This is a genomic window from Endozoicomonas sp. 2B-B, assembly GCF_053470045.1.
Genome location: NZ_JBLZMU010000001.1, coordinates 664,171 through 684,766, shown reverse-complemented (window position 1 = coordinate 684,766; position 20,596 = coordinate 664,171). Strand labels below are relative to the sequence as shown.

The following is a 20,596-nucleotide window of genomic DNA, read 5'->3' as shown; positions in this document are numbered from 1 at the left end:
ATGAGGTACCAGCGAATTCTCTATTCATTGCTGGCACCTCCATTGCAGCAGATTGGCCTTACCCGGACCTCTGCTCACAATCATCAAAAAAGCGGAGAAACAATGGACAGATCCCACTTCTACGCATTAATGGAAGGTGAAGGTAAGCTGGACTACGAGGTCTATCTCAATACCTCACAGATTCTGAAAGCCCAGAAGCCCATGGCTGATCTTTGTAATAAAGATGAACTGATGTTTCAGGTCGTTCACCAGATCGAAGAACTCTGGATGAAACTGATCGGTTACTCACTTCTGGACATCGATGATTACATTCAAGAAACCAATACTCACCGAATCATCAGCCTGTTCCAGAGAGTACAGCAAACACTTACCCTGATGACCAGCCAGCTGCGTCTGCTGGAAAGCATGTCGCCAAAAGAATATCAGGAAATCCGGTTGCAACTGGGTAATGGCAGCGGGCAGGAATCCCCCGGATTCAGAACCTTGCTGAAAATGCCCCCCTTCCTCTGGGCGAGTTATCAAAAACATTACCTCGAACAGAAAGGGCTGACGGTAGAAAAAATCTATAACTCACAATACAGTCACTGCGAATCCTATGTTGTGGCAGAAGCCCTCACCGAATTTGATGAACAGTTTCAGGCTTTCCGTATTCATCATCTTAAGCTGATTTACAGAACCATAGGCATAGGTGCGAAATCTTTAAAAGGCCGCTCTGTCGAACTTCTGCAAAAAGGCATTCAACAGCGTTTTTTCCCCGAGCTCTGGGATATCCGTGGCGCAATGACCGATGCCTGGGGCGGAGAATACGGCGTAAAAAGAGACGCCCTGGGCAACAAGAAAAATGCCGCAAATGACAACTGATATTCAAGCGCTTTTCCATCGGCCCGAACAAGGTGTCTATCTTCTGAATCACTCGGTTGGCTGCCTGCCCGGTTCCGCCAGCGATGCCTTTCAGAGTCATTTCCTGGAACCCTGGAAGCAGCAGGGCAGCCACGCATGGAGACAATGGCTCGAAAACCTGACCCGGTTCAATGCTGCGCTGGGCAGTCTGCTGAACGGTAAAACCCAACAGTTCTGCCCGCAGACCAACCTGTCCAGTGCACTGACCAAAATAGTGGGTTCGCTGCCACCGGCTCCTGCTGGCCAGCATATTCTGATGTCAGAACGAGACTTTCCTTCCATGGGGTTTGTGATCCAGACCCTGTGTAAACGTTTTGGACTGAAGCCCCGTTTCATACCCCATGAAACCGACCTTACAGACCTGAACCGCTGGGATGGCATGCTGTCCGACGATGTCTGGCTGGCTTTTATCACTCACGTTCAGTCCAATGACAGTCTGCGCTTGCCTGTAACCGAGATCACAGAACTGAGCAAAAAGAAGTCGATTATTTCTGTCGTGGATATCGCCCAGTCAGCCGGAGTTGTCCCCATTGACCTTAATACCTGGCAAGCCGATTTCGTCATCGGTTCCAGTGTTAAATGGTTGTGTGGCGGTCCTGGCAGCGGCTATCTCTGGGCCAGTGATGACATCATCGAATACTGTCAGCCCATGGATGTCGGCTGGTTCTCTCATCAGAACCCCATGGCGTTTGATATTCATCACTTTGACTATGCGGCTGACGCAGGGCGTTTTATGGGAGGAACCCCTTCCATTATGCCTTTTACTGTCTCCGCAGAGAGTATCCGGACTCTGGATCGTATCGGTACGGAGAATATTTTTCAGCATAACCAGAAGTTGATTAATCATATTATTGCTCAGATTAATCAGGGAGAGATTCGTTCACCAATACAGGAAAACTGTCGAGGAGGCACTCTGGCCATCTCATTCAAGGATAACCAGAAAGCGATGCAAGCCATGGATCATGCTGGCATATTCTGCGATCAAAGATCCGAAGGTCTGCGTTTTTCACCTCATATTTATAATACGGAAGAAGACGCAGACCAACTGGTTCAGGTCATTAACCGGCTCTGATCAGGCCCGGGTCACTCGGACAATAATGGCCTTGATGTATTCTGTCTCCGGTATGGCAGGCAGAACGGGATGATCGGGGCCCTGATGACCCTGCTCGATAATTTGCAAATTACGGTCAATATGGCGGCTGCCCGCTCTCAGGGCATCGAACAGTGAATCTTTCTGAAGATGCATGGAGCAGGAACAGGACACCAGAATGCCATCCTTTTCCAGCAACCTCATGGCCAGCTCATTAATCCGGCGATAGGCCTGTTCACCCGCTTTGGTGTCCTTGCGTTTCTTGATAAAGGCCGGTGGATCAACAATCACAACATCGAACTTTTCACCTTCATTCCTGAGAGCTTTCAGGACTGTGAAAGCATCCCCCCGGATAGACTCAACACGATCCCCAAGGCCGTTAAGCCCGGCATTTTCATGGACCAGCTCCACCGCCTGCTCAGAAGCATCAACACAAGTCACCTGACTCGCACCAAAGGCCGCGCATTGAACGCCCCAGCCACCGACATAACTGAAAACATCCAGTACTTTCTTACCGCTGACGTAGTGACGCAGACGCTCGCGGTTCAGGCGATGATCGTAGAACCAGCCTGTTTTCTGGCCTTTAATGACCGGCGCCCTGAAGGTTACACCGTTCTCTTCCAGCTCCACTTTTTCCGGCACTTCGCCATAAGCGACTTCTACATACTCAGGCAGCTTTTCCAGCTGGCGGCCAGTTCCATCATTTTTCAAAAGAATGCCTGAAGGCCTGATCACCTTGACCAGAGCATCAACAATGTCATCCTTGACCGCTTCCATACCGGCAGTGGACATCTGAGCAACAACAATATCGCCAAAACGATCAACCACCAGTCCCGGCAAACCATCGCTGTCGCCAAAGACCAGACGGTAGAAAGGTTTGTCGAATACTCTCTCCCTGAGACTCAAGGCTACCTGAATACGATGCACCAGCAGTGAACGATCCAGGACATATTTGCTGTCTCGACTGACCAGCCGGGCACAGATCAGACTATTCGGGTTGATATAACCTGTCCCCAGAGGTTTACCTTCAGCACTTTCGATATTGATCAATTCCCCTGTTTTGAAATCTCTCAGGGGAGAAGTCCGGGTATCGACTTCGTTGCTGTAGATCCAGAGGTGGCCAGCTTTCAATCGACGATCAGCTCGATTCTTCAGGCGGAGAGTTTTTAACGTCATGGAGTTACTACCAGAGCGGCAAGGAGGAAACAGGAAAAGAGCCATTATAAGGGTTCAGGGCGCTTCGGTCATGCCGGGATGTTTATCACTCTGTGCTGACCCTTATCAGTGATTGACCTACCAGTGCTTTTCGACACCTGAAAAAAAGAGGCTCTCGTTAAGTGTTTTTCCCTGAAAAAACACTAAAAAGCTAACCAACATTCTGGTAAGTCGCAAAAAATCGACAGACATACGAATTGGTTACAAGATAATCCGTCTTTACTCTGCAAGTTATTAACTTGCCTGGAGCCTGACGGGTCATAAGTCCGGCGGACTCCTTTAGGAGTAATGACTATGAGAGCGCGTCTTCAAGAGAGTCTGGCTGAAATGCTTCTGGGATTTAATGACCTGGAAGATCTTGAGCAGATTATGTCTCTGGTAGAATCTGCCAATAAAGGGTCAGCCTCCGGTGCCAATCACTTTGTCGAGAATGCCGGCCAGGCTATTCAACCACACGATTTGAAAAACTTCCTTCGTCTCTATCCGATGGCGCAGGCCATGGTGGCCATGGTTCGCCATTATGAACTCAACAAAGAAACCGATACCCTCAAGATCGTTCTAGAATCCCTGCTGGAAGGTTTGGAAGAAAGAGAAGCCGACGAAACAATCCACTGAAAAGAGTCTCAAAGGCTGCTTATTCAGCTCAGGGCTGCTTATTCAGCTCAGGGCTGTTTATCTGGCTCAGGGCTGTTTATTCAGTTCAGGACTGTTTATTCTGAAAGAAAAGAATACCTGAACTGAATCAGTGAGGCATAAGCATGTTGACTCTGTCAAAGGAAAACAGGCGGCAACTCAGCGAGAACGGTTATACAGTCATTCCTGATGCCATCCCCCTGGCCCTGTGTGATGACGCAATTGATTTGATCACACAATTTCTTGATATTGACCTAGGCGAACCGGAAAGCTGGTACAAAAAAGACCTGGGTTACAACGGACTTGTTCCCGTTCATCAGCACCAGAGCCTCTGGAATATAAGACAACATCCCAATATTCACACACTCTTCTCGCAGTTCCTCGGCACTGAAAAACTCTGGGTTCGAATGGATAGACTGTCTTTCAAGCCCCCCTCTCTTGAGCCCGAAGCAGATCAGCTAAAACGTCACATCCATCTCGACTTTCCGGCTGAAAAACTGACATCGTTGCGCTTGCAGGGCATTCTCTATCTGACCGACACCAAAAAAGACCAGGGGGCATTCTGCTGTGTGCCCAGCCTTTTCAAAAAAGATGAGGTTCTTAAGCACCGTGAAAGTCTCTGGTTCTCTGAAGAGGAACTGAGTCAATATCCGATAGAACCTATAGAAGGCGAGGCCGGTTCACTGATTATCTGGGACTCAGGACTCCCCCATTCTGGCATGCTGAATGTTTCGGACAGACCCAGACTGGCCGTCTACATCTCTATGTTTCCGGCAGGCCTGGAAGAAACGGCTGAAGAGCGCATACAACTCTGGCAGGAAAAAAGAGCACCAGAAAAGTGGCGGGGCCTAAACTATCAACAAGATCCGGAACCGGGAGAGCCCGCCCGGCTCACTGAGCTGGGTAAAAAACTGTTGGGGCTGGAGGAATATAACTGACACCCTCTGAACGACCCGGCTTTCAGGTGGCTAAGCATAAACGCAAGGTCTAGCAGCCTGTCGGACTTAAGACTGTCCTACTGCGGTTGCAATAAATTGGTCTAAAAATCCCTGTTTCTTCGTCAAATAGCTCGCTATTCTCCTCAGAAACAGAGATTTTTATCCTCAATTTCTTGCAATCCTCGCTACGGACGCTTAAGTCCGACAGGCTGCTAGGCTTCTTATTCACTTTTCTATGGAATCCAGAATGTGAGTAGCCTGCAGCTTTATCTGACCCTGTTTGTCGCCCCGCTATTCTTGTTGCACGCTCTGTGTTTACAGGCTCAGTCGGCGGCTCAACCTGCCCCGGTATCGTGCGACTCCCTCAAAGGACAAACGCTTGGGGTTCAGCGGCGGCTAAAACAATATAGAGAGCTTGTTCGCGGACGACAGTGTCTTGTTCTCAATGCCAACCCGAAAGAATATTTAGATGAATTGATCCCTCAGGTTCCTGAAAATACGGTGATACTGCTCTCTTCCGACTTTGTTCATGCGACAGTTCACTACAAGATAAAAAGCGGAATAGTTTTGAAGAATGGTCAGAGCATTATTGGAGCCGCTGACGAAGGTTTTGAAATCATGATCATAGCCGACTCAGAGTATCGCAGTAGCCGCGAGTATATGGTCGAGGTAGGAACCACTAAGAACTTTCGGTTTAGAGAAATAGAAGACAGTCATATAAGTCACCTTACTTTCCAGCCAATTCTAAACACTGGCCGACCAATTAAAGACATTAACTACCACCCAATTAACGATATTATTCACGCAGCATGTTATAACCGTAGACTGATTGTAAAAGACAACATATTCCATCTTCCCAACCGGTCCGCAATTAATCTTGAGTGCAAAGAATCGCTGGATGCAACGGCCGATAGTAGTCGCCCTGGCCCGGGCCTGCAGTTTGCCAATAACACGGTCAGGGGTCGCATCATCAAGACCTGGTACCTGAACTATATGCCCGAAGATGGGGTATTTATAAATCTTCCTGCTATCAGGAACCAGTCACAGAGAATCACTGTTACTGATAATACATTCCTGAGCAGAATGGCAGAGGCGGGTGAATTTACTCTCGGGTCCGGAACCCATCTGGATATCTTCAGAAATACCGTAGACATTACCAATGATGGCTTTACTAATACACTTCGCGACGCTCGAGCCCAACGATCACCCCGGGTGGGAGGCTTTACTCTTATAGGTCATACCGATGCCAGTGCAGAGCCTCCTCTCTTTAGCCTGGCAGGCAATCACATCCGGGTAACTGCGCCCGCTATAAACGTCAGCCCCCCTCTTAAGCTGGCCCTGGCCTGTAACCAACTGCAAGCCACCAGTCCATGGCAACAACTGCAGCAACACTTCAGCCTGAAAGCTGATGATCCACGACGACTGGGAAGTAAGTGCAAAAAACCAGCAACTCCATCCATTAACATGCCAACGCCAGGTTCAACGGTTGCCATGCCATCGGCTGGCTCAAGCGTTTCCGTGCCAACAACCATTCCCTATACCATCAGCCAGATTCTAAATACCTGGACGGCCATTAACTCGTCTGCCACGGCCTGTGACGGACTGACCAACTTCGAAGGTCGTTTCTTCTTTGAATCAGCAGTCTGCCCGACAGTCGCTACGACCTCTGCTTTTATTACCGATAGGGCTTTTAGAAGCAACACGATATCTAATAACAGCTTGACCTCCACTTCATCTGGCAGCTTGGCCACCACTTCATCAGCGGATTCAAAAAGAATGACTTGGGGTTTAGGTTTTATAACCATTCTGGCCATATTGCTGGCTCTATAATTGGATGAGGCTCTGATATAAAACAAACTTGGCTCGTCCCAAGCTTGTTAAAGGCAAGGTGACAGCGCACTTAAAAAAACTGCGTGCGTAGGACAGGGAGTATTTCCATAGAATTCTTCAGCATCTCGAAATGACGTATGCTTTTTAGCAAGTATCTCTTTGGTACACCTTGGTTTTCCCTCAACCATCGAATAAACTCCCGCATCGGCCTTAAATTACTGTATAAAAAGTACTTTACCAACCATGAAAACCCGCGACCTGCTCAAACTCCCAGACCTCAAACTGGCTCAGGCCATCAACACCATGAAAGGCAAAGAGTGCGAGAAGCACGCCAGAAACTACACCAGAATTCTGGGCGTAGAGTTTGATAAAGCGGTTATGCACGCCACTTACGCCGCCATGTTCAGTCAGAGTGACGAGCCTGTCGATCTGCGTACTTATAAAGCCATAGTGGATCTGGTGGACAGTGATACTGAATATGGCGAAAAGGAAGCAACAATTCTTACAGCACTGCTGTTAGCTCATATCAACCAAAAAATGAAACGGGTTCAATCCGTTGTTTCGCAAACACCTCCAACATTTCCCCTGTCTTAAGAAACTATGGGGAAATGGAAACCGAGGATGCTAATGCAGCTATCGGAGTCAACCAGCACCTTAAAAAAGAATACCTCAGCGATACGCTGCTGGATGAAGGCTATAAGTACCTAACCAGTTGGTTTCGCATATTCTGGACGGCGGCTTTTTCCATCCTTCTGCGTTCCAACTCTGGTTGCGTAGCTATGGCTACGCGCCCGTCGTTGCGCCTTGAAGGATGAAAAAATCCACTCGCCAGAATATGCGAAACCAACTGGCCAGGTACTTAAGGAGAAGATGCTCTCCTTTGAGGAACCTACCCGTTTTATCTTCTCCCACTCTGCCCTGCGGGAAGGTTGGGATAACCCCAATGCGTTTGTAATATGGAAGAGAATCGTTTAAGAGCGATTCAGCCTCTGCATTTTGACCGTACTGAGCCAGAAAAAATTATTGAGCACGGAAACCTCTGGATTGGCAAACTGAGCACTTTACAAGAGCTTAATGAGCTGCCGGAAGATATTCTGATTCCTGTAGAAAAGCCCGTGCATAAAGGCGATGTTCAATAAGCCTGGACAATGGTTCAAAACAGGTTAAAAGATTTTGGTGATATTGCTGATGCCAGCAATGAGACAGCAATAGAAAAATTTGCCAAAGGCTAGTTTTGATCGGCAATCTCACCCGTTTTCATGCCAACACCCGTTCCCTATTCCATCAGTCAGATTCTGAACACCTGAACGGCCATTAACTCCTCTGCCTGGGCCTGTGATGGACTGGCCAACTTAGAAGGTCGTTTCTTCTTTGAATCAGGAGTCTGCCGGACAGTCGCCAAGTCCTCTCCCGGGCTTGTTGAAGGAGGGTTATAGCGCAATTCAAAAAACTGCGTGTGTAGAGCATGGAGTATTTTGACAGAGTTTGTCAGCCTCTCAAAATGACGTATACTTTTTTGAAACAGTACGTCAAACAATCATTATGCATAAACTTACCTTACGAATGGAAGCCGAGCTTGTTGAGCAGGCTAAAGAATATGCTGCCAAGCATGGCAAGTCTTTGTCTCAACTGGTAGCTGATTATTTTAATGCACTACTCGCAGAATCTGATGCCACCAAAAAACTGCCCCCCCTGACACAAAGTCTCAGGGGTGTCATGGCGGATTCTGAAGTATCGAACGTGGAGGATTACAAAAAATACCTTGAGGATAAGTATCTGTGAACATTCTTGTCGACACCAATGTTATCCTGGACGTACTTCTTGAACGCTCTCCCTTTGTAGCCAGCTCTTCAGAAATTATGGGTAGGGTGGAAAGCGGGACTGTCAGCGGTTTGCTGTGTGCAACAACTGTTACGACTATTCATTACCTGGCCTGCAAGTCGATCGGCAAAAAACGGGGCCACGAAGCTATCAACAAATTATTGCAGATATACCAGATCGCTCCTGTCAATCAAAAGATACTTATGTTTGCTTTAGCCAGCTCTTTTAGAGATTACGAAGACAGTGTGCTTCATGCTTCTGCAATTCAGGCTGGCGCAGAAGCTATTATCACTCGTAATGCCAGAGACTTTACTCATTCTGATATACCCGTATTCACTCCCGATGAGCTTCTATTGCGATTGTGAACGAGACCCGGTCTCCTTCTGAATCAGTCTGACCGACGTTTCTGTTAACTCGTTAATACTTTGCCAGAAGAGCACTCGCTGCTCTCTATCGTCAGGTTCCAGTGGCTGAAGTTTTTTAAGCGAAGCCTGAAGCTCCTTCGGGCAAACTGATTCGCGAACGGGTCGGGGTTGGTCAGGATAGCTATCGCTAAAAAAACGATCCCAATCAAAGTAACAACCCGGATCAGCCTTTCCCCTGAAACCGGCTATCTGTTCATGGCCAAGAATCCGTTGTGGATCATTCAAACTCGGGTAGTGCTTCTGCAAGTGTTGAATCACATCTTTCAGAGCAGAATATTGTGCATCGGTGAAAGGGAAAACATTCCCATTGAAGTTAACCAACTCTATTCCAATGGCAAAATCGTTGAATGTTTCTTTTTCCTGCCAGCGGCTGACGCCTGCATGCCAGGCTCTGTGAGCCGTACCATTCAGGCAACTGACCAGCTCGTAGACGGTACCGTCCAGATCAATTACCAGGTGAGCTGAAACCTCACACCCCTTACTCGAGACGATGTCCAGCGTACCCTGGAGATCCACAGCCGTATAATGCAAGACCAGAAACTCTACTGGAATTTCCCGGTCATCAAAGTTAGGGCTGGGATGTGAAGTGAAACTTAGAACCATTAATTTGCCTGTAAAAAACCTGGAGTCCGTTGAATTTATAGACTAACCAGCCCACTGCTCTGAGATCAAGGGCGCATTTTAATTGAGCCATGGCTAGTTTTTCAAATGAATGTTTGAAGGATTCAGAACCGATCAACTTCATCTCTTGTTACTTTTCTGATAGCCCTCAATGGCTTCCTGACGACGTTTGCTGACCGCCAGCTGTTCCTGTACACGATCTCGTTCCAGCTGGCAGGCCAATATCATTTCCCGGTAGAGCGCTTGGAGCTCTTTGAGAAGCGCCTTCACCTCTTCGGAGGGGGCTGAGCCACTTTCCAGAGCTTCTTCAATTACCTGACGGGCTTCAGTATCCAGAGCTTCCAGCGTTGTCCAGTCCCGGTTACGGATAGCCTCCCCGAGATTAAAAATGGACTCCCGGAGTTTCCCTTTGATAATGTCAGGTTTTTTCATCGGTAACCTCTTTACCATCAGCGATGCCAGCCTGAACTTGAGTGTAGACAGTCATGCTAACGCCATCTGTCATGTGGATTATCCAGAACGATGATCACTCCCATTTATATCGTTGAGTTATTACTATTGTTTATCTTCGGCAGATTATTGGTCAACAAGACTTAATACAGTAGACATGACAGCATTACCCTTCAATGATGTGCCTGAACACAAAGCTGTACTGCTTTGGATTAAGCAGGCTCTCTCCTGGAATTTTCGCTTCATGCTTTCCCGTGAATATGATAAGAATGGAATGAAGGTGCGTGGACCATTCAAGCGCGAGCAGGAGGCTGCGTGAAAAAACTGTTTTTTTATCTGAAAAGTCTTTCTTTGCTCTCAGGATTTAAAAAATATCCTTATGGGCTCAATCTGCTTTTACTGTCCGGTTTTTCAGCGATTGCTTTTGCAGAAGTAACAACAGACAAGCCAGCCGACCTGAGTCTCACTCAGGTTATTGCGCCTCTGTTTTTTGTCATTGTGCTGATATTTGCCCTGGCCTGGATCGTAAAGAAATTGAACATAGGCACACCCGCCGTTGGCCAGGGAATAAAAGTAGTCTCAAGCGTTCCGGTTTCCAGCCAGGCCAGGGTCTGTCTGATTCGTATAGGCGAAAAAGATATATTGCTGGGAGTCACCAACCAGCAAGTCAATTTGATTCACAGGTTTGATGAATCCCCCCTGCCGCCTGATAACAGGCAAAACCAGCAGGATTTTGCCGTTCAGTTCAAAAACCTGCTAAAAGGTGGAAACTCAAAGTAAGCCGCTACCTTTTTCCTGCTCATTTTATCTTTCACAGGAACGACCTCTTTCCAATCCTGAAAAAGTATTGAGTAAAGATCTCGAGTGGGCGTCAGGATCATGAGCAGAATAATAGAATTCCCCTGATATCGACTCATAGTGTTTTTTCAGTAAACGCCCTCTGGGAATGACCGTGTAATATTCACCGCGAATGACAATGCGATATAAACCTTCTTTGTCGTACATATCGGGTGTCCACTCGACGGTAGCCACCCCCGCCTGCCATTGGAACCGGGTAGTCCAGTCATCATCTGTGGCAACCGTATCCCATGATCCTGTACAGTCATTCTTCCTCTGCACATAAAAAAAACTATCGAGATCCATGCCTGATCTTGGGTGTGATGCAATATATTGAAGCTTCACTGACTGGCCTGAGTGAATATTATCCTGACTGTCAGTTATTATACTTCCATATTGGCTATGTTCTTTTTCCGGGATGTTATCCATACGAACATCGTCGTACAGATAACTCAAATCCAACGGCATAGGTTCATCCGAAGGAGGCTGCTCCTCTTTACTCAATTGCCTGGAAAGACTTGAAAAAGCCTGAATCATGGCACTGAGCTCCCATGGACCGTATAAGGTGGATGCTCCCTCATAGTGCTGTTTGTAGAACTCCTCTGCTGTGGTCAGATAGCTGGCATAATCGTTGGAATACCCGGCGATGACAATATGCCTGTCAGGAATCCCTGAAAGTTTTGACAATCTTTTTCGAAGCCGTCTTCCAGCCATAACTGTCGGCTCAACAGGCAAGGCAGCAATCTGAAAATTGCCCAGCCGAGCCAGCATCAAGGGCAGGACTTCGGGGACCCAGGGCTGGTTAATGACTTCCCGGTGCATATTGCCTGAGGGAAACACATCATTGAAATAGTGAAAGTTTTTCCGACTTCCCAATGACAGCATGACCGGCTTGGGCTTCTGACATATCAGTTCTTGTTCGGACGGCGAGGTCAGAAAATCGGTCACCATTCTGATCCACCATTGCTCATTCTTGCGGCCTTCATAGGCCCCAAGTAACAACCTCACAAAATAGGGCGGCCGACCATCTTCCGTGCCTGCGGCAAAACTGTATCCCATAGCTGGATTGCAGGTTGTTACTTGCTTCTGCTGCCCTGAATATTCTTGCCAGACTTCGTAGTTGGAAAAGTCCACCCAGTTATGCACCGACTCAATGGGTCCATAAACTCTGTTGCCTCTGGCATTAAAAAGTTCCAGGGCTTTTTTAAACTGTCTTTGACCAATCTCCCTGACATTTTCTTCGGGCGTTTTGCCGGGCCCGGTGCCATCAAGATTCAGGTTAGGTGTCATGTCCCCGGCATTGGTTTGTGGAAAGGCTGCAATGAAAGAATCCACTCCCCAGTTGTACTTTGCATAGCGTTCAAAAGCCCAGCTGGCATAGCCTTTGTTGTCACTGCTCAACAGGAGATTACTGCGGGGATAGGAGACTGCATGGGTTGCAAACCAGGTGATAGCACCTAATGGCCTACCGCCCCGGGCAAACCTGAGTTGCTGAACAAACCGGTCAATAGAACCTCGCCGGCTGGCATCTACATTGTTTTCATAGGCAGACAGGGACCGATTGCGGCTGGCATTGTCCAATAACCCCGTTTTCATCCGGATCTCAGAAGGAGCAAGGTCTTCATGGGCCATCCTGATGGCCTGGATAATGCCCGACACCATCTTTTCAAAAGCCCGGTCATCGAATACGCCATAGGGCATATTGTATAGAAAATGGTGAGACTGACCGGCTGCGGCACTGTGGGTATGAGTCGCTGACAGGATGACGTTGTGGCGGTTATAAAGAGAACCAAACTCTTGTTCCAACCGAGTTAGAACCGCCTGATAAACACTGGCAAAAACCGCTCCCGCATCAATGACCACAATAGCAAGACGATGGCTCTCTCTTCCCTGACTCACTATAAAGGCTCTGGCCCACTGCCGATCATTGATTCCAGCACTTATCTGGCTGCTGTCGGCATATCCCATCATGCCACTGCCTACTGCCGAGCCTGTGATGTCTGCTTTACTGACCCCGACCCAATAGGAAGCATTGACCCAGGTTGCCAAAAAGAGAAGTATCAAAAAAAGACTGCCGGAAGAAAAAGTAAACCGGTTCATAAAATTCCCTATCCGTTCAGAAGAGCGGAGTATAGCTAGCTCTCAGATCAGACAAAGCCCATGGGACAGTCAATTGGGGAAAACTACCATAAAAAACCACAACAAAGACACAGTTATCCAACAAGTTATCCACAGGTTGCAGGTAAAACTCTGGTACCCATCCGCTATCTCAAACTCTAGAGGCCGGTTTTCGGGGGGATGCGTTCCCACGCCTGGCGGGAACGAGTTGCAGGAGCTTTGCGAAACGCTCTTAAAGGTGGGAAAAATATCAATTCCACTGGATCGCTATTGCTTCATCATCATGCCGACCAGTTGCAGCATCTGCATTTCTGTCTGGCAAATTCTCTGAAGATCTTCCTGGGTCTCCCGGCTCATATCACCCAATCGATCATTCATTTCATCCTGTCCATGCCATTTTTCAACGGCCATATCTTCCGGGTAAGCCGCCAGCAGTCTGTTATGGAGTCCCTGCTGCTTTTCCCAGAGGACACTCAGCATAATGATAAGAATGGGAGGAGCCTGCCCCGTCAGGGAACGAAGCTTGATATAGGTCCAATACAACTGAGCAATCCGAAAAGTGCTGTTGCGCAGACACAAAAGGGATAGATAAGCTTCTTCCTGATCAGTCATGGAGTGTCTCCTCAGTCCATATAGAACACCCGGAACTCGTTATCAGAAGACTTACGGCTGTCTTCAGGCTTGAGCAATACTGCGGATGAAGATCACTTCGACAGCGTTCAGAAAGTGATCCGTAAAATCACTGTAACATGGACATCATAAATGCCCATAGAGAAAATCGACCCGTTTTCCAGCATCTGAACAGAAGGCACAGATGACCGGAAAAACCACTGCTTCAAAAAAGTTATCCACTTTTCCACAAAAACCCTGATCAAACCCCTGAATGAACTGTGGATAAGTGAGAAACTGCCTCTGAATCTGGCTTCATTGAAGAACTGATCAAAAAACAACCAGCTCATCAATGAATCACTCCCTGCCAACCAGTGGGTGTCGCAAAACTCTAACAACTCGTTCTCACGCTCTGAGGGTGTCGCGAAACTCTCTTCGCCGTGGGAACGAGCTGTTGAAGTTTTGCAACATAAAACTACTTGAGAACAACGCCAGGCGACTGCCTTAGCACACGTCTGATGCCAAGCCAGCCCGATAGGCCAATCAGCAAGGCACTGACAATGGGAAGCGTAAACCAGAGCCAGATAGCTGGCTGCCAGGATAGCTCAAAGACCTGCACATTCAACCACCCGCTACAGATTTCTGTGCCCACCACAGCCATCATGCCGGAGAATGCCCCCAGAATGAAAAACTCGCCTACCTGCATGATCACAAGTTGCTTTCTGCTGCCACCCAGAGATCGAATCAGAGCCCCTTCACGCAGTCGGGTATCAAGACTGGCTTCTATGGCCGATGCCAGAACCAGTAAACCCGCCAGTAATAGCGCCAGAAGCATGGCTTCCACCGCAAGAATGGATTGCTCAAGCATCACCTGCACCTGACTGATAACAGCGTCCATATCCAGCAGACTGATGGTTGGAAACTGTCGAACCAGTTCATTCAACACCAGCCGATCCTGCTGTGGCAGATAAAAACTGCTCAGCCAGGTCGCTGGCAAACCTTTCAGCGCGGCTTCTGGCAAAATCATGTAAAAGTTGGGTTGGAAAGACTCCCACTGAACTTCCCTGACACTGGTGACTTTGGCAGTCACTTTAGTACCTGCAATCATAAACGTCAGTTCATCACCCAACCCAACCCCCAGATGCTCAACAATAGACCTCTCAATGGAAATCTCACCGGTATCACCCGGTTGCCACCACTCCCCTGCCACTACCTCGACTTCAGATGAGGGCTGGTCTGACCAGGTCATGTTCAGCTCACGATGCAGGGAGTTATGATTCCTCTGCTCTTCTGAAACAGCCTCTTTGGCCGAGAGTCCATTGATTTCAATCAGTCGACCCCGAACCATAGGATAGAGAGTGGTTCCGTTTATATCATTGCTCTGCAAGAAGTTCTGAAAGGATTTCACTTCTGCTGGCTGAATATTGATCGCAAAGTAGTTGGGGGTTTTCTCAGGTAATTGTTGTTGCCAGCGTTCCAGCAAATCCGTTCTTACCAAAAGCACCAGAGCCATAGCCATGAACGTCAGGGTGAAAGCTGTTAACTGGGCAGACGTTTGTCCCTGTTCCTGAAGCAGACGTTTCAGACCAAGCCGCCAGGGCATGGGTACGGGTTGCCCAGACAAGCGACGATGAACGCTTGTTAGTCCGGCTTTGATCGCCAGCGTGATGAGTAATATGACGGCGCTGACTCCAAGAATCATTCCCACTGTCATCAACAACTGGCCTGTGTGATACCAGAGCAGCATCAGCATGGTAATCAGAGACAACCCATACACCGACCAGACGCTTGCGGCGGCTGGTGTCAGCTCACGCCTGAGTACCCTCAGTGGCGTAACGTCCCTCAGTCTCAGTAATGGCGCCAGGCCAAATCCGACCAGTGTAATAATGCCGGTCAAACCACCCACTATCATGGGCACAGGACCGGCCTCAGGGAGCCATGGGGGCAAAACATTCGCCAGCAGTTTGACCACCCCAGCCTGTAGCAGCCAGCCAATGATGACACCGGGTATTGAAACCAGAACAGCCATCCAGAGCAGTTCTCCGACAAAAATCTGCATAAGCTGATTCTGCTGTGCGCCCATGCACCGCATCACTGCGATACCATCAAAGCGTCGTTCAGCAAATCGACGGCTGGACATAGCAACCGCAATACCGGCCAGAAGCATGGCCGCAATACTGCCCAGTCCCAGAAACTGCTTTAACAGGACGACAGAACCGCGCAGGTCTTCACGATCGTCTTCTGCCAGATTCAGTTTTTCGCTGTCGGATAAAAGGGGCTCAACCTTACTTTTAAATATGGCCAGCTGTTCTGCTTCACCTGCAATCAATGTTTTCCAGTGAACCCGACTTCCCGGCTGGATAATTCCAGTCGCATCCAGATCGTTAATGTTAAACATCAGACGGGGTGACAGACTGTAAAAGCCACTGCCACGATCGGTTTCCAGAGTGATCGCTCGCGCGACTTTGAACTCTGCTTCCCCTAGCAGAAGGGTGTCGCCCACTTCCACTTCCAATAGTGGAAACAGTCTGGGTTCCAACCAGACTTCTCCTTCTCCGGGCGTATCCTCAGTCACTTCATCCGCTACAAAAGGCTGATCAGCCGTTCGCATGTGTCCACGCAGAGGATAATTAAGGGTGACTGCTTTTGCTGACACCAGCTGCATCTGGTCTCCAGCCATAACCACCGACGGAAATTCCAGAACAGTGGCTTGTTCAACAGGTTCGTTCTCTATGGCCTGACTGACCTGTTCAGACAGCTTTTTGGAACTGCTGATGACCAGATCCGCACCCATCACTTCGGCTACCTGTCGACCCAATGAAAGCTGAAGCCTGTCACTGAAAATCGCAATAGAGGTGCTGACGCTCACGGCCATCAGAAGGGATAACATCAACAGCCAGAGTTCACCGGATCGCCAGTCCCTCAGCAGAAAACGCCACGAAAGCAAAAGACTTTGACTCATTTCAGTGCTCCGGGATGTTCAACTTGCTTTTCTTCAGCCTTCGCTTTGGCTATCTCTTCTTCCAGATGCCCCCGGGTCAACTTTAAAACTCGTTGACAGCGGTGGGCCAACTGCAAATCGTGAGTCACCAGAACCAGTGTCGTTTTGTTCTCACGGTTCACCTCGAAGAGCAAGTCGATAATGCTTTCCCCGGTTTTCTCATCCAAGTTGCCCGTCGGTTCGTCAGCAAACAATATCTCCGGCTGCCCGGCAAAAGCTCTGGCAATGGCAACCCGCTGCTGCTCTCCGCCGGATAGCTGTTTTGGGTAGTGGCTCAGCCTTTCAGATAAACCCACCCTGTCGAGTAACGTTCTGGCATCTGCCTCTGCGTTCTCTTTTCCTGCCAGTTCCAGGGGTAACATGACGTTTTCCAGAGCCGTCAGATTAGGCAGAAGATGGAAAGACTGAAAAACAAAACCGGTATGATCGGCCCTGACCCGGGCTCTGCCGTCTTCATCGAGATGATCAATCCGGTTACCAGCCAGAGCCACCTCGCCTTCAGTAGGCAGATCAAGACCGGCAAGAATGCCCAACAGAGTGGATTTTCCGGACCCTGAAGTCCCGATGATGGCGACAGACTCTCCGGACTTGATCTTGAGATCGAGTCCGGACAAGATGGTGAGCGAACCACTCTGGGCTGTCACTGTTTTACTCAGGGATTGTGCCGAAACGGCAATGAAGGATTCTGTGCTAATGGTCATACGCAGTTGTTTGCCGATGTTTAAATTAATTGTTATTGGGCGGTTGTGTTCCGTGAAAAATAGTTTTCGTTGCCCGCGTTCATATTCGAAGATGACACAAAATAGTTTTCTTCGCTTATGCTTTTTAATACGTTCATGGTTGCTTATCGGATGTTTCGCACTAGGCTCTGGTGCAGCGGCTGCTGCTGAGAAAACCCTGCTGGTCTACGGCGACAGTCTCAGTGCGGCTTACGGTATTGAAATTAATCAAGGCTGGGTTTATTTATTACAGCAAAAAATGCAACAAACCAACCCCAACTGGAAAGTGGTCAATGTCAGTATCAGTGGTGAGACAACAGCAGGAGGCTTGAGCCGACTAAAAACGACACTGGATAAATATAAGCCTGACCTCATGCTATTGGAATTAGGGGCAAACGACGGACTGCGGGGTACTTCTCTAAAGAGTACGAAACAGAATCTCGAAAAAATGATTGCAATGGCTCAGGCCAACAAAGTCAGAACAGTTCTGTTTGAGATGCAGATCCCTCCCAATTATGGTCCGCTCTACACCCGTAAATTTACAAATATTTTTCAGGAACTGGGCAAAACCTATAATCTGACTGTTGTGCCTTTCTTTCTGGCAGGAGTAGCGGGTAACAGTGACTTGAATCAGCCCGATGGCATTCACCCAACTGCCGAAGCACAGCCAAAACTGCTCGAAAATGTCTGGACTGGTCTCCAGCCACTCCTGGAGTAAAATTGAATCGCCCGATCGTCTGCCAGCAGGCCTGGGAAAAAGCTGACGTCGGCAAACTCCGATCCTGGACGAGCTCTTCATATCATCGGGTTGGGCGGGACTTAACTTTATTTGAACAAATTTCCGGGCTGACAGTTGAAATTTTTAGTCTATGCTCACATTCGTTTTTTTATTAAAGACGGATTCAGACATGTGTCGTTATTTTATTCATCAATCGAGATGGCTTCTTTCATTGGTTTTGTTATTTAGCCTGCAAGTGCTGGCTGCACCCTGTAAAAATTGCGGCAAAGAGAGCGAGCCCGGTAAGGAAGGGCAAATGTTGTGCCAAACCTGTGACTCCGGAAAACTTACTGCTCCTCCTCCCAGTCCGTCATCACCCTTCAGGATTTTGTTGATGAATGATGAAAATGAAGATGTGTTGAATGCCCGGATTCAACTCAGCGACGAGACTTTCGATGCTTTTGATCACAAAGATGACAATGCATATACAACACTTTCCAAATTGCTTGCTCGGTATCTGACAAAGATTGCCGGGAAAATGAATCTGAATGAACTGGAAATGACTTTCCAGGAAGAGCATCACAGTCGTAAGAAAAAGGAGGGGCCGGATTATCAACACCGGCATGATTGTCTGGTATTTTTCATCCGTCACGTTCATAAGCAAATGAGGGGGCGGTTTAAGGAAGAGCAAACGGGGATGATGCAAAAAATGCATCAGGCAGCGCTTGGTGCAGGAGCTGCAGAAACAGAAAAGAGGCCAATCCATGAAAAGGCAAGAGCTTTGACTCGTGAGAGCGCCACGAAAATAGAACCACCTGAATGGCCTGACCTGTCAGGTATGGGAATGACTCTCCTGCTCAGTACTGAATTTCAGAACGAGCAACTGATGATGGATCTTACTTCTGTTTTTCAGGCTATTCAGGAAGGAAATATGATACAGCTGATTATTACTCTAACGGTGGCAGCAGATGGCGGTAATCAGGCTGCCGCAGGCATACCTACCTGGTTGATGCTTGGTGCTATTATTCCCGACCCTGCTATGAACGGTGATACAGAGTCTGCGGACATGCACCTGTTAATCGGAACCCAGCAGCCACTGCATGTTAATCAACAAAATTTAATGAACGTACTCATAGCTACAATAGAGATAGTGGGTCAAAACGAGCACAATGCTGATTTATCTTTACACTTTTTTCAGAGCCCTCAAATGAATATTCAGGATAACGAAGATCCTCTATCATCAATCCCCAATATCGAGAATTCGATTAATCCTAATCTTCCCGTTAGCGGATTTGCCACCAAGCAAGGCCTTTAGAAGAGTCCCTCACATCATCGGGTCGGACGGGACTCAACTTTATTTGAACAAATTTTCGGGCTGGCAGTTCAAAATTTTAGTCTATGCTCACATTCGTTTCTTTATTAAGGAAGGATTTAGATGTGCATCCTTATTTTATTCATCAATTGAGATGGCTTCTTTCATTTATTTTGTTATTTAGCATACAAGTGCTGGCTAACCCCTGTAAAAATTGTGGCGAAGAAAGCGAGCCCGGTAAGGATGGGCAAATGTTTTGCCAAACCTGTGATTCCGGAAAACTTACTTATCCAGCCCTCAGTCGGTCATCCCACACTAATAAACGTTTGAAACGCTCCGCAGCTAAAAAGAGCGCCACCATGACAACGAACGATGAGATACCTGCCCCCTCATGTTTAGATCCGTTACCCTTCAGGATCTTGTTAGCGAAAGATGAAAATGAAGACGTGTTGATGGCTCGAGTTCAAGTCACTGATAAGACTATGGACGCTTTTGAGCGGAAAGATGGCAAAGCATATACTAAGGCTCTTGCCAAGTTGCTCGCTATGATTATGGACAAGATTGCCAGAAACATGAAGGTGGATCAACTGGACATGAGTTTCGAGGATGAGCATCACGGTCATAAGAGAAAGGAGCAGTGGGATCATCGACACTGGCATAAGTCCCTGGCATATTTTATCTATCAATGTGAAAAGCAAATGAAGCGTCGGGGTGAGGAAGAGCAAACAGGGATGATGCAAAAGCTGCATCAGGCAGCGCTTGGTGCAGGAGCTGCAGAGACAGAAAAGAGACCAATCCATGAAAAGGCAAGAGCTTTGACTCGTGAGAGCGTCATGAAAATAGAACCACCTCAATGGCCTGACCTGTCAGCTATGGGATTGACTCTCTTGCTTAGTACTGAGTTTCAGAACGACCAACTGATGATGGATCTCAGTTCTGTTTTTCAGGCTATTCAGGAAGGAAATATGATACAGCTGATTATTACTCAAAACGTGGCAGCAGATGAGGGCAATCAGGCTGCCGCAGTCATACCTACCTGGTTGATGCTTGGCGCTATTATTCCCGACCCTGCTATGAACGTTGATACAGAGTCTGCGGATATGCACCTGTTAATCGGAACCCAGCAGCCACTGCTTGTTAATCAACAAAATTTAATGAACGTACTCGTAGCCACAATAGAGATAGCGGGTCAAAACGAGCAAAATGCTGATTTATCTTTACACTTTTTTCAGAGCCCTCAAATCAATATTCAGGTTAACGAAGATCCTCTATCATCAATCCCCAACATCGAGAATTCGATTAATCCTAATCTTCCCGTTAGCGGATTTACCACCAAGTAAAGCCTTTTGACGTCGGAAT

22 protein-coding genes are annotated in these 20,596 nt (G+C 47.9%); 15 read left to right on the top strand and 7 right to left on the bottom strand.

Annotated features, from left to right (window positions below; genetic code table 11):
* Positions 1 to 102: 102 nt before the first annotated feature.
* Both ACOMHB_RS02800 and ACOMHB_RS02795 read left to right on the top strand, forming a co-directional pair.
* Entirely contained in the window at positions 103 to 861 is a 759-nt protein-coding gene (locus ACOMHB_RS02800; RefSeq protein WP_448215410.1) for a tryptophan 2,3-dioxygenase family protein, read from the top strand.
* Positions 851 to 1,972: an aminotransferase class V-fold PLP-dependent enzyme gene (locus ACOMHB_RS02795; protein WP_448215409.1), complete on the top strand. Its 1,122-nt coding sequence runs from the start codon at positions 851 to 853 to the stop codon at positions 1,970 to 1,972. The genes ACOMHB_RS02800 and ACOMHB_RS02795 overlap by 11 nt, the downstream gene beginning before the upstream one ends.
* Here ACOMHB_RS02795 and ACOMHB_RS02790 read toward each other — a convergent pair whose 3' ends face one another.
* A complete protein-coding gene (locus ACOMHB_RS02790; protein WP_448215408.1) occupies positions 1,973 to 3,166 on the bottom strand; it encodes a class I SAM-dependent rRNA methyltransferase in 1,194 nt (397 codons plus the stop codon).
* Between the two features lie 333 nt (positions 3,167 to 3,499).
* Here ACOMHB_RS02790 and ACOMHB_RS02785 point away from each other — a divergent pair, with 333 nt between their 5' ends.
* The 8 genes from ACOMHB_RS02785 (at position 3,500) to ACOMHB_RS02750 (ending at position 8,792) form a co-directional block, all read left to right on the top strand.
* Positions 3,500 to 3,820, top strand: coding sequence for a hypothetical protein (locus ACOMHB_RS02785; protein ID WP_422136470.1), 321 nt, complete (start codon positions 3,500 to 3,502; stop codon positions 3,818 to 3,820).
* A gap of 143 nt (positions 3,821 to 3,963) precedes the next feature.
* Positions 3,964 to 4,776, top strand: coding sequence for a phytanoyl-CoA dioxygenase family protein (locus ACOMHB_RS02780; protein WP_448215407.1), 813 nt, complete (start codon positions 3,964 to 3,966; stop codon positions 4,774 to 4,776).
* A gap of 249 nt (positions 4,777 to 5,025) precedes the next feature.
* Positions 5,026 to 6,606: a hypothetical protein gene (locus ACOMHB_RS02775; protein WP_448215406.1), complete on the top strand. Its 1,581-nt coding sequence runs from the start codon at positions 5,026 to 5,028 to the stop codon at positions 6,604 to 6,606.
* 243 nt (positions 6,607 to 6,849) lie between these two features.
* Complete coding sequence (locus ACOMHB_RS02770) at positions 6,850 to 7,200, top strand: hypothetical protein (RefSeq protein ID WP_448215405.1); 351 nt, start codon at positions 6,850 to 6,852, stop codon at positions 7,198 to 7,200.
* Positions 7,201 to 7,214: 14 nt separating this feature from the next.
* The gene (locus tag ACOMHB_RS02765; protein ID WP_448215404.1) at positions 7,215 to 7,421 is read left to right on the top strand and encodes a hypothetical protein; all 207 of its coding nucleotides are present in this window, start codon (positions 7,215 to 7,217) and stop codon (positions 7,419 to 7,421) included.
* A gap of 141 nt (positions 7,422 to 7,562) precedes the next feature.
* Positions 7,563 to 7,745 (top strand): hypothetical protein, encoded by a 183-nt coding sequence (locus ACOMHB_RS02760; RefSeq protein WP_448215403.1) that lies wholly within the window; start codon positions 7,563 to 7,565, stop codon positions 7,743 to 7,745.
* A 403-nt stretch (positions 7,746 to 8,148) separates the two neighbouring features.
* Positions 8,149 to 8,388: a DUF6364 family protein gene (locus tag ACOMHB_RS02755; RefSeq protein ID WP_448215402.1), complete on the top strand. Its 240-nt coding sequence runs from the start codon at positions 8,149 to 8,151 to the stop codon at positions 8,386 to 8,388.
* Entirely contained in the window at positions 8,385 to 8,792 is a 408-nt protein-coding gene (locus ACOMHB_RS02750; RefSeq protein WP_448215401.1) for a PIN domain-containing protein, read from the top strand. Before ACOMHB_RS02755 ends, ACOMHB_RS02750 begins: the two co-directional genes overlap by 4 nt.
* On the opposite strand, the gene ACOMHB_RS02745 is transcribed toward ACOMHB_RS02750, so the two are convergent.
* Positions 8,778 to 9,455 carry an N-acetylmuramoyl-L-alanine amidase gene (locus tag ACOMHB_RS02745; protein WP_448215400.1) on the bottom strand — a complete coding sequence of 226 codons (678 nt, stop codon included), beginning with the start codon at positions 9,453 to 9,455 and terminating at the stop codon, positions 8,778 to 8,780. The two genes, ACOMHB_RS02750 and ACOMHB_RS02745, sit on opposite strands and share 15 nt — an antisense overlap.
* 138 nt (positions 9,456 to 9,593) lie before the next feature.
* On the bottom strand, positions 9,594 to 9,905 hold the full coding sequence (gene fliT / locus ACOMHB_RS02740) for a flagellar protein FliT (RefSeq protein ID WP_448215399.1): 312 nt from the start codon (positions 9,903 to 9,905) through the stop codon (positions 9,594 to 9,596).
* Positions 9,906 to 10,080: 175 nt separating this feature from the next.
* Between fliT and ACOMHB_RS02735 the strand changes: the two genes are divergently transcribed.
* Together ACOMHB_RS02735 and fliO are read left to right on the top strand one after the other, a co-directional pair.
* Positions 10,081 to 10,242, top strand: coding sequence for a hypothetical protein (locus tag ACOMHB_RS02735; RefSeq protein WP_448215398.1), 162 nt, complete (start codon positions 10,081 to 10,083; stop codon positions 10,240 to 10,242).
* Positions 10,239 to 10,703, top strand: coding sequence for a flagellar biosynthetic protein FliO (gene fliO, locus ACOMHB_RS02730; RefSeq protein WP_422136460.1), 465 nt, complete (start codon positions 10,239 to 10,241; stop codon positions 10,701 to 10,703). Before ACOMHB_RS02735 ends, fliO begins: the two co-directional genes overlap by 4 nt.
* Positions 10,704 to 10,727: 24 nt before the next feature.
* Here the strand turns inward: fliO and ACOMHB_RS02725 are convergent, their stop codons facing one another.
* From ACOMHB_RS02725 to ACOMHB_RS02710, 4 genes are all read right to left on the bottom strand, one after another.
* The gene (locus ACOMHB_RS02725; RefSeq protein ID WP_448215397.1) at positions 10,728 to 12,824 is read right to left on the bottom strand and encodes a neutral/alkaline non-lysosomal ceramidase N-terminal domain-containing protein; all 2,097 of its coding nucleotides are present in this window, start codon (positions 12,822 to 12,824) and stop codon (positions 10,728 to 10,730) included.
* Between the two features lie 321 nt (positions 12,825 to 13,145).
* Positions 13,146 to 13,490 (bottom strand): hypothetical protein, encoded by a 345-nt coding sequence (locus ACOMHB_RS02720; RefSeq protein WP_422136458.1) that lies wholly within the window; start codon positions 13,488 to 13,490, stop codon positions 13,146 to 13,148.
* 472 nt (positions 13,491 to 13,962) lie between these two features.
* A complete protein-coding gene (locus ACOMHB_RS02715) occupies positions 13,963 to 16,449 on the bottom strand; it encodes an ABC transporter permease (RefSeq protein WP_448215396.1) in 2,487 nt (828 codons plus the stop codon).
* Complete coding sequence (locus ACOMHB_RS02710; RefSeq protein WP_448215395.1) at positions 16,446 to 17,189, bottom strand: ABC transporter ATP-binding protein; 744 nt, start codon at positions 17,187 to 17,189, stop codon at positions 16,446 to 16,448. Before ACOMHB_RS02710 ends, ACOMHB_RS02715 begins: the two co-directional genes overlap by 4 nt.
* A gap of 139 nt (positions 17,190 to 17,328) precedes the next feature.
* Here ACOMHB_RS02710 and ACOMHB_RS02705 point away from each other — a divergent pair, with 139 nt between their 5' ends.
* From ACOMHB_RS02705 to ACOMHB_RS02695, 3 genes are all read left to right on the top strand, one after another.
* Positions 17,329 to 17,925 (top strand): arylesterase, encoded by a 597-nt coding sequence (locus tag ACOMHB_RS02705; protein ID WP_448215394.1) that lies wholly within the window; start codon positions 17,329 to 17,331, stop codon positions 17,923 to 17,925.
* Between the two features lie 190 nt (positions 17,926 to 18,115).
* Complete coding sequence (locus ACOMHB_RS02700) at positions 18,116 to 19,240, top strand: hypothetical protein (RefSeq protein ID WP_448215393.1); 1,125 nt, start codon at positions 18,116 to 18,118, stop codon at positions 19,238 to 19,240.
* Between the two features lie 122 nt (positions 19,241 to 19,362).
* On the top strand, positions 19,363 to 20,577 hold the full coding sequence (locus ACOMHB_RS02695) for a hypothetical protein (protein WP_448215392.1): 1,215 nt from the start codon (positions 19,363 to 19,365) through the stop codon (positions 20,575 to 20,577).
* Positions 20,578 to 20,596 lie beyond the last annotated feature (19 nt).

What these genes read in the sequence shown, in the direction of transcription:
- ACOMHB_RS02790 (WP_448215408.1), bottom strand. Translation starts at nt 3,166, where the DNA reads ATGACGTTAAAAACTCTCCGCCTGAAGAATCGAGCTGATCGTCGATTG.
- fliT (WP_448215399.1), bottom strand. Translation starts at nt 9,905, where the DNA reads ATGAAAAAACCTGACATTATCAAAGGGAAACTCCGGGAGTCCATTTTT.
- ACOMHB_RS02800 (WP_448215410.1), top strand. Translation starts at nt 103, where the DNA reads ATGGACAGATCCCACTTCTACGCATTAATGGAAGGTGAAGGTAAGCTG.
- ACOMHB_RS02715 (WP_448215396.1), bottom strand. Translation starts at nt 16,449, where the DNA reads ATGAGTCAAAGTCTTTTGCTTTCGTGGCGTTTTCTGCTGAGGGACTGG.
- ACOMHB_RS02780 (WP_448215407.1), top strand. Translation starts at nt 3,964, where the DNA reads ATGTTGACTCTGTCAAAGGAAAACAGGCGGCAACTCAGCGAGAACGGT.
- ACOMHB_RS02720 (WP_422136458.1), bottom strand. Translation starts at nt 13,490, where the DNA reads ATGACTGATCAGGAAGAAGCTTATCTATCCCTTTTGTGTCTGCGCAAC.
- ACOMHB_RS02745 (WP_448215400.1), bottom strand. Translation starts at nt 9,455, where the DNA reads ATGGTTCTAAGTTTCACTTCACATCCCAGCCCTAACTTTGATGACCGG.
- ACOMHB_RS02755 (WP_448215402.1), top strand. Translation starts at nt 8,149, where the DNA reads ATGCATAAACTTACCTTACGAATGGAAGCCGAGCTTGTTGAGCAGGCT.
- ACOMHB_RS02760 (WP_448215403.1), top strand. Translation starts at nt 7,563, where the DNA reads ATGGAAGAGAATCGTTTAAGAGCGATTCAGCCTCTGCATTTTGACCGT.
- ACOMHB_RS02765 (WP_448215404.1), top strand. Translation starts at nt 7,215, where the DNA reads ATGGAAACCGAGGATGCTAATGCAGCTATCGGAGTCAACCAGCACCTT.
- ACOMHB_RS02700 (WP_448215393.1), top strand. Translation starts at nt 18,116, where the DNA reads ATGTGTCGTTATTTTATTCATCAATCGAGATGGCTTCTTTCATTGGTT.
- ACOMHB_RS02770 (WP_448215405.1), top strand. Translation starts at nt 6,850, where the DNA reads ATGAAAACCCGCGACCTGCTCAAACTCCCAGACCTCAAACTGGCTCAG.
- ACOMHB_RS02785 (WP_422136470.1), top strand. Translation starts at nt 3,500, where the DNA reads ATGAGAGCGCGTCTTCAAGAGAGTCTGGCTGAAATGCTTCTGGGATTT.
- ACOMHB_RS02795 (WP_448215409.1), top strand. Translation starts at nt 851, where the DNA reads ATGACAACTGATATTCAAGCGCTTTTCCATCGGCCCGAACAAGGTGTC.
- ACOMHB_RS02710 (WP_448215395.1), bottom strand. Translation starts at nt 17,189, where the DNA reads ATGACCATTAGCACAGAATCCTTCATTGCCGTTTCGGCACAATCCCTG.
- ACOMHB_RS02735 (WP_448215398.1), top strand. Translation starts at nt 10,081, where the DNA reads ATGACAGCATTACCCTTCAATGATGTGCCTGAACACAAAGCTGTACTG.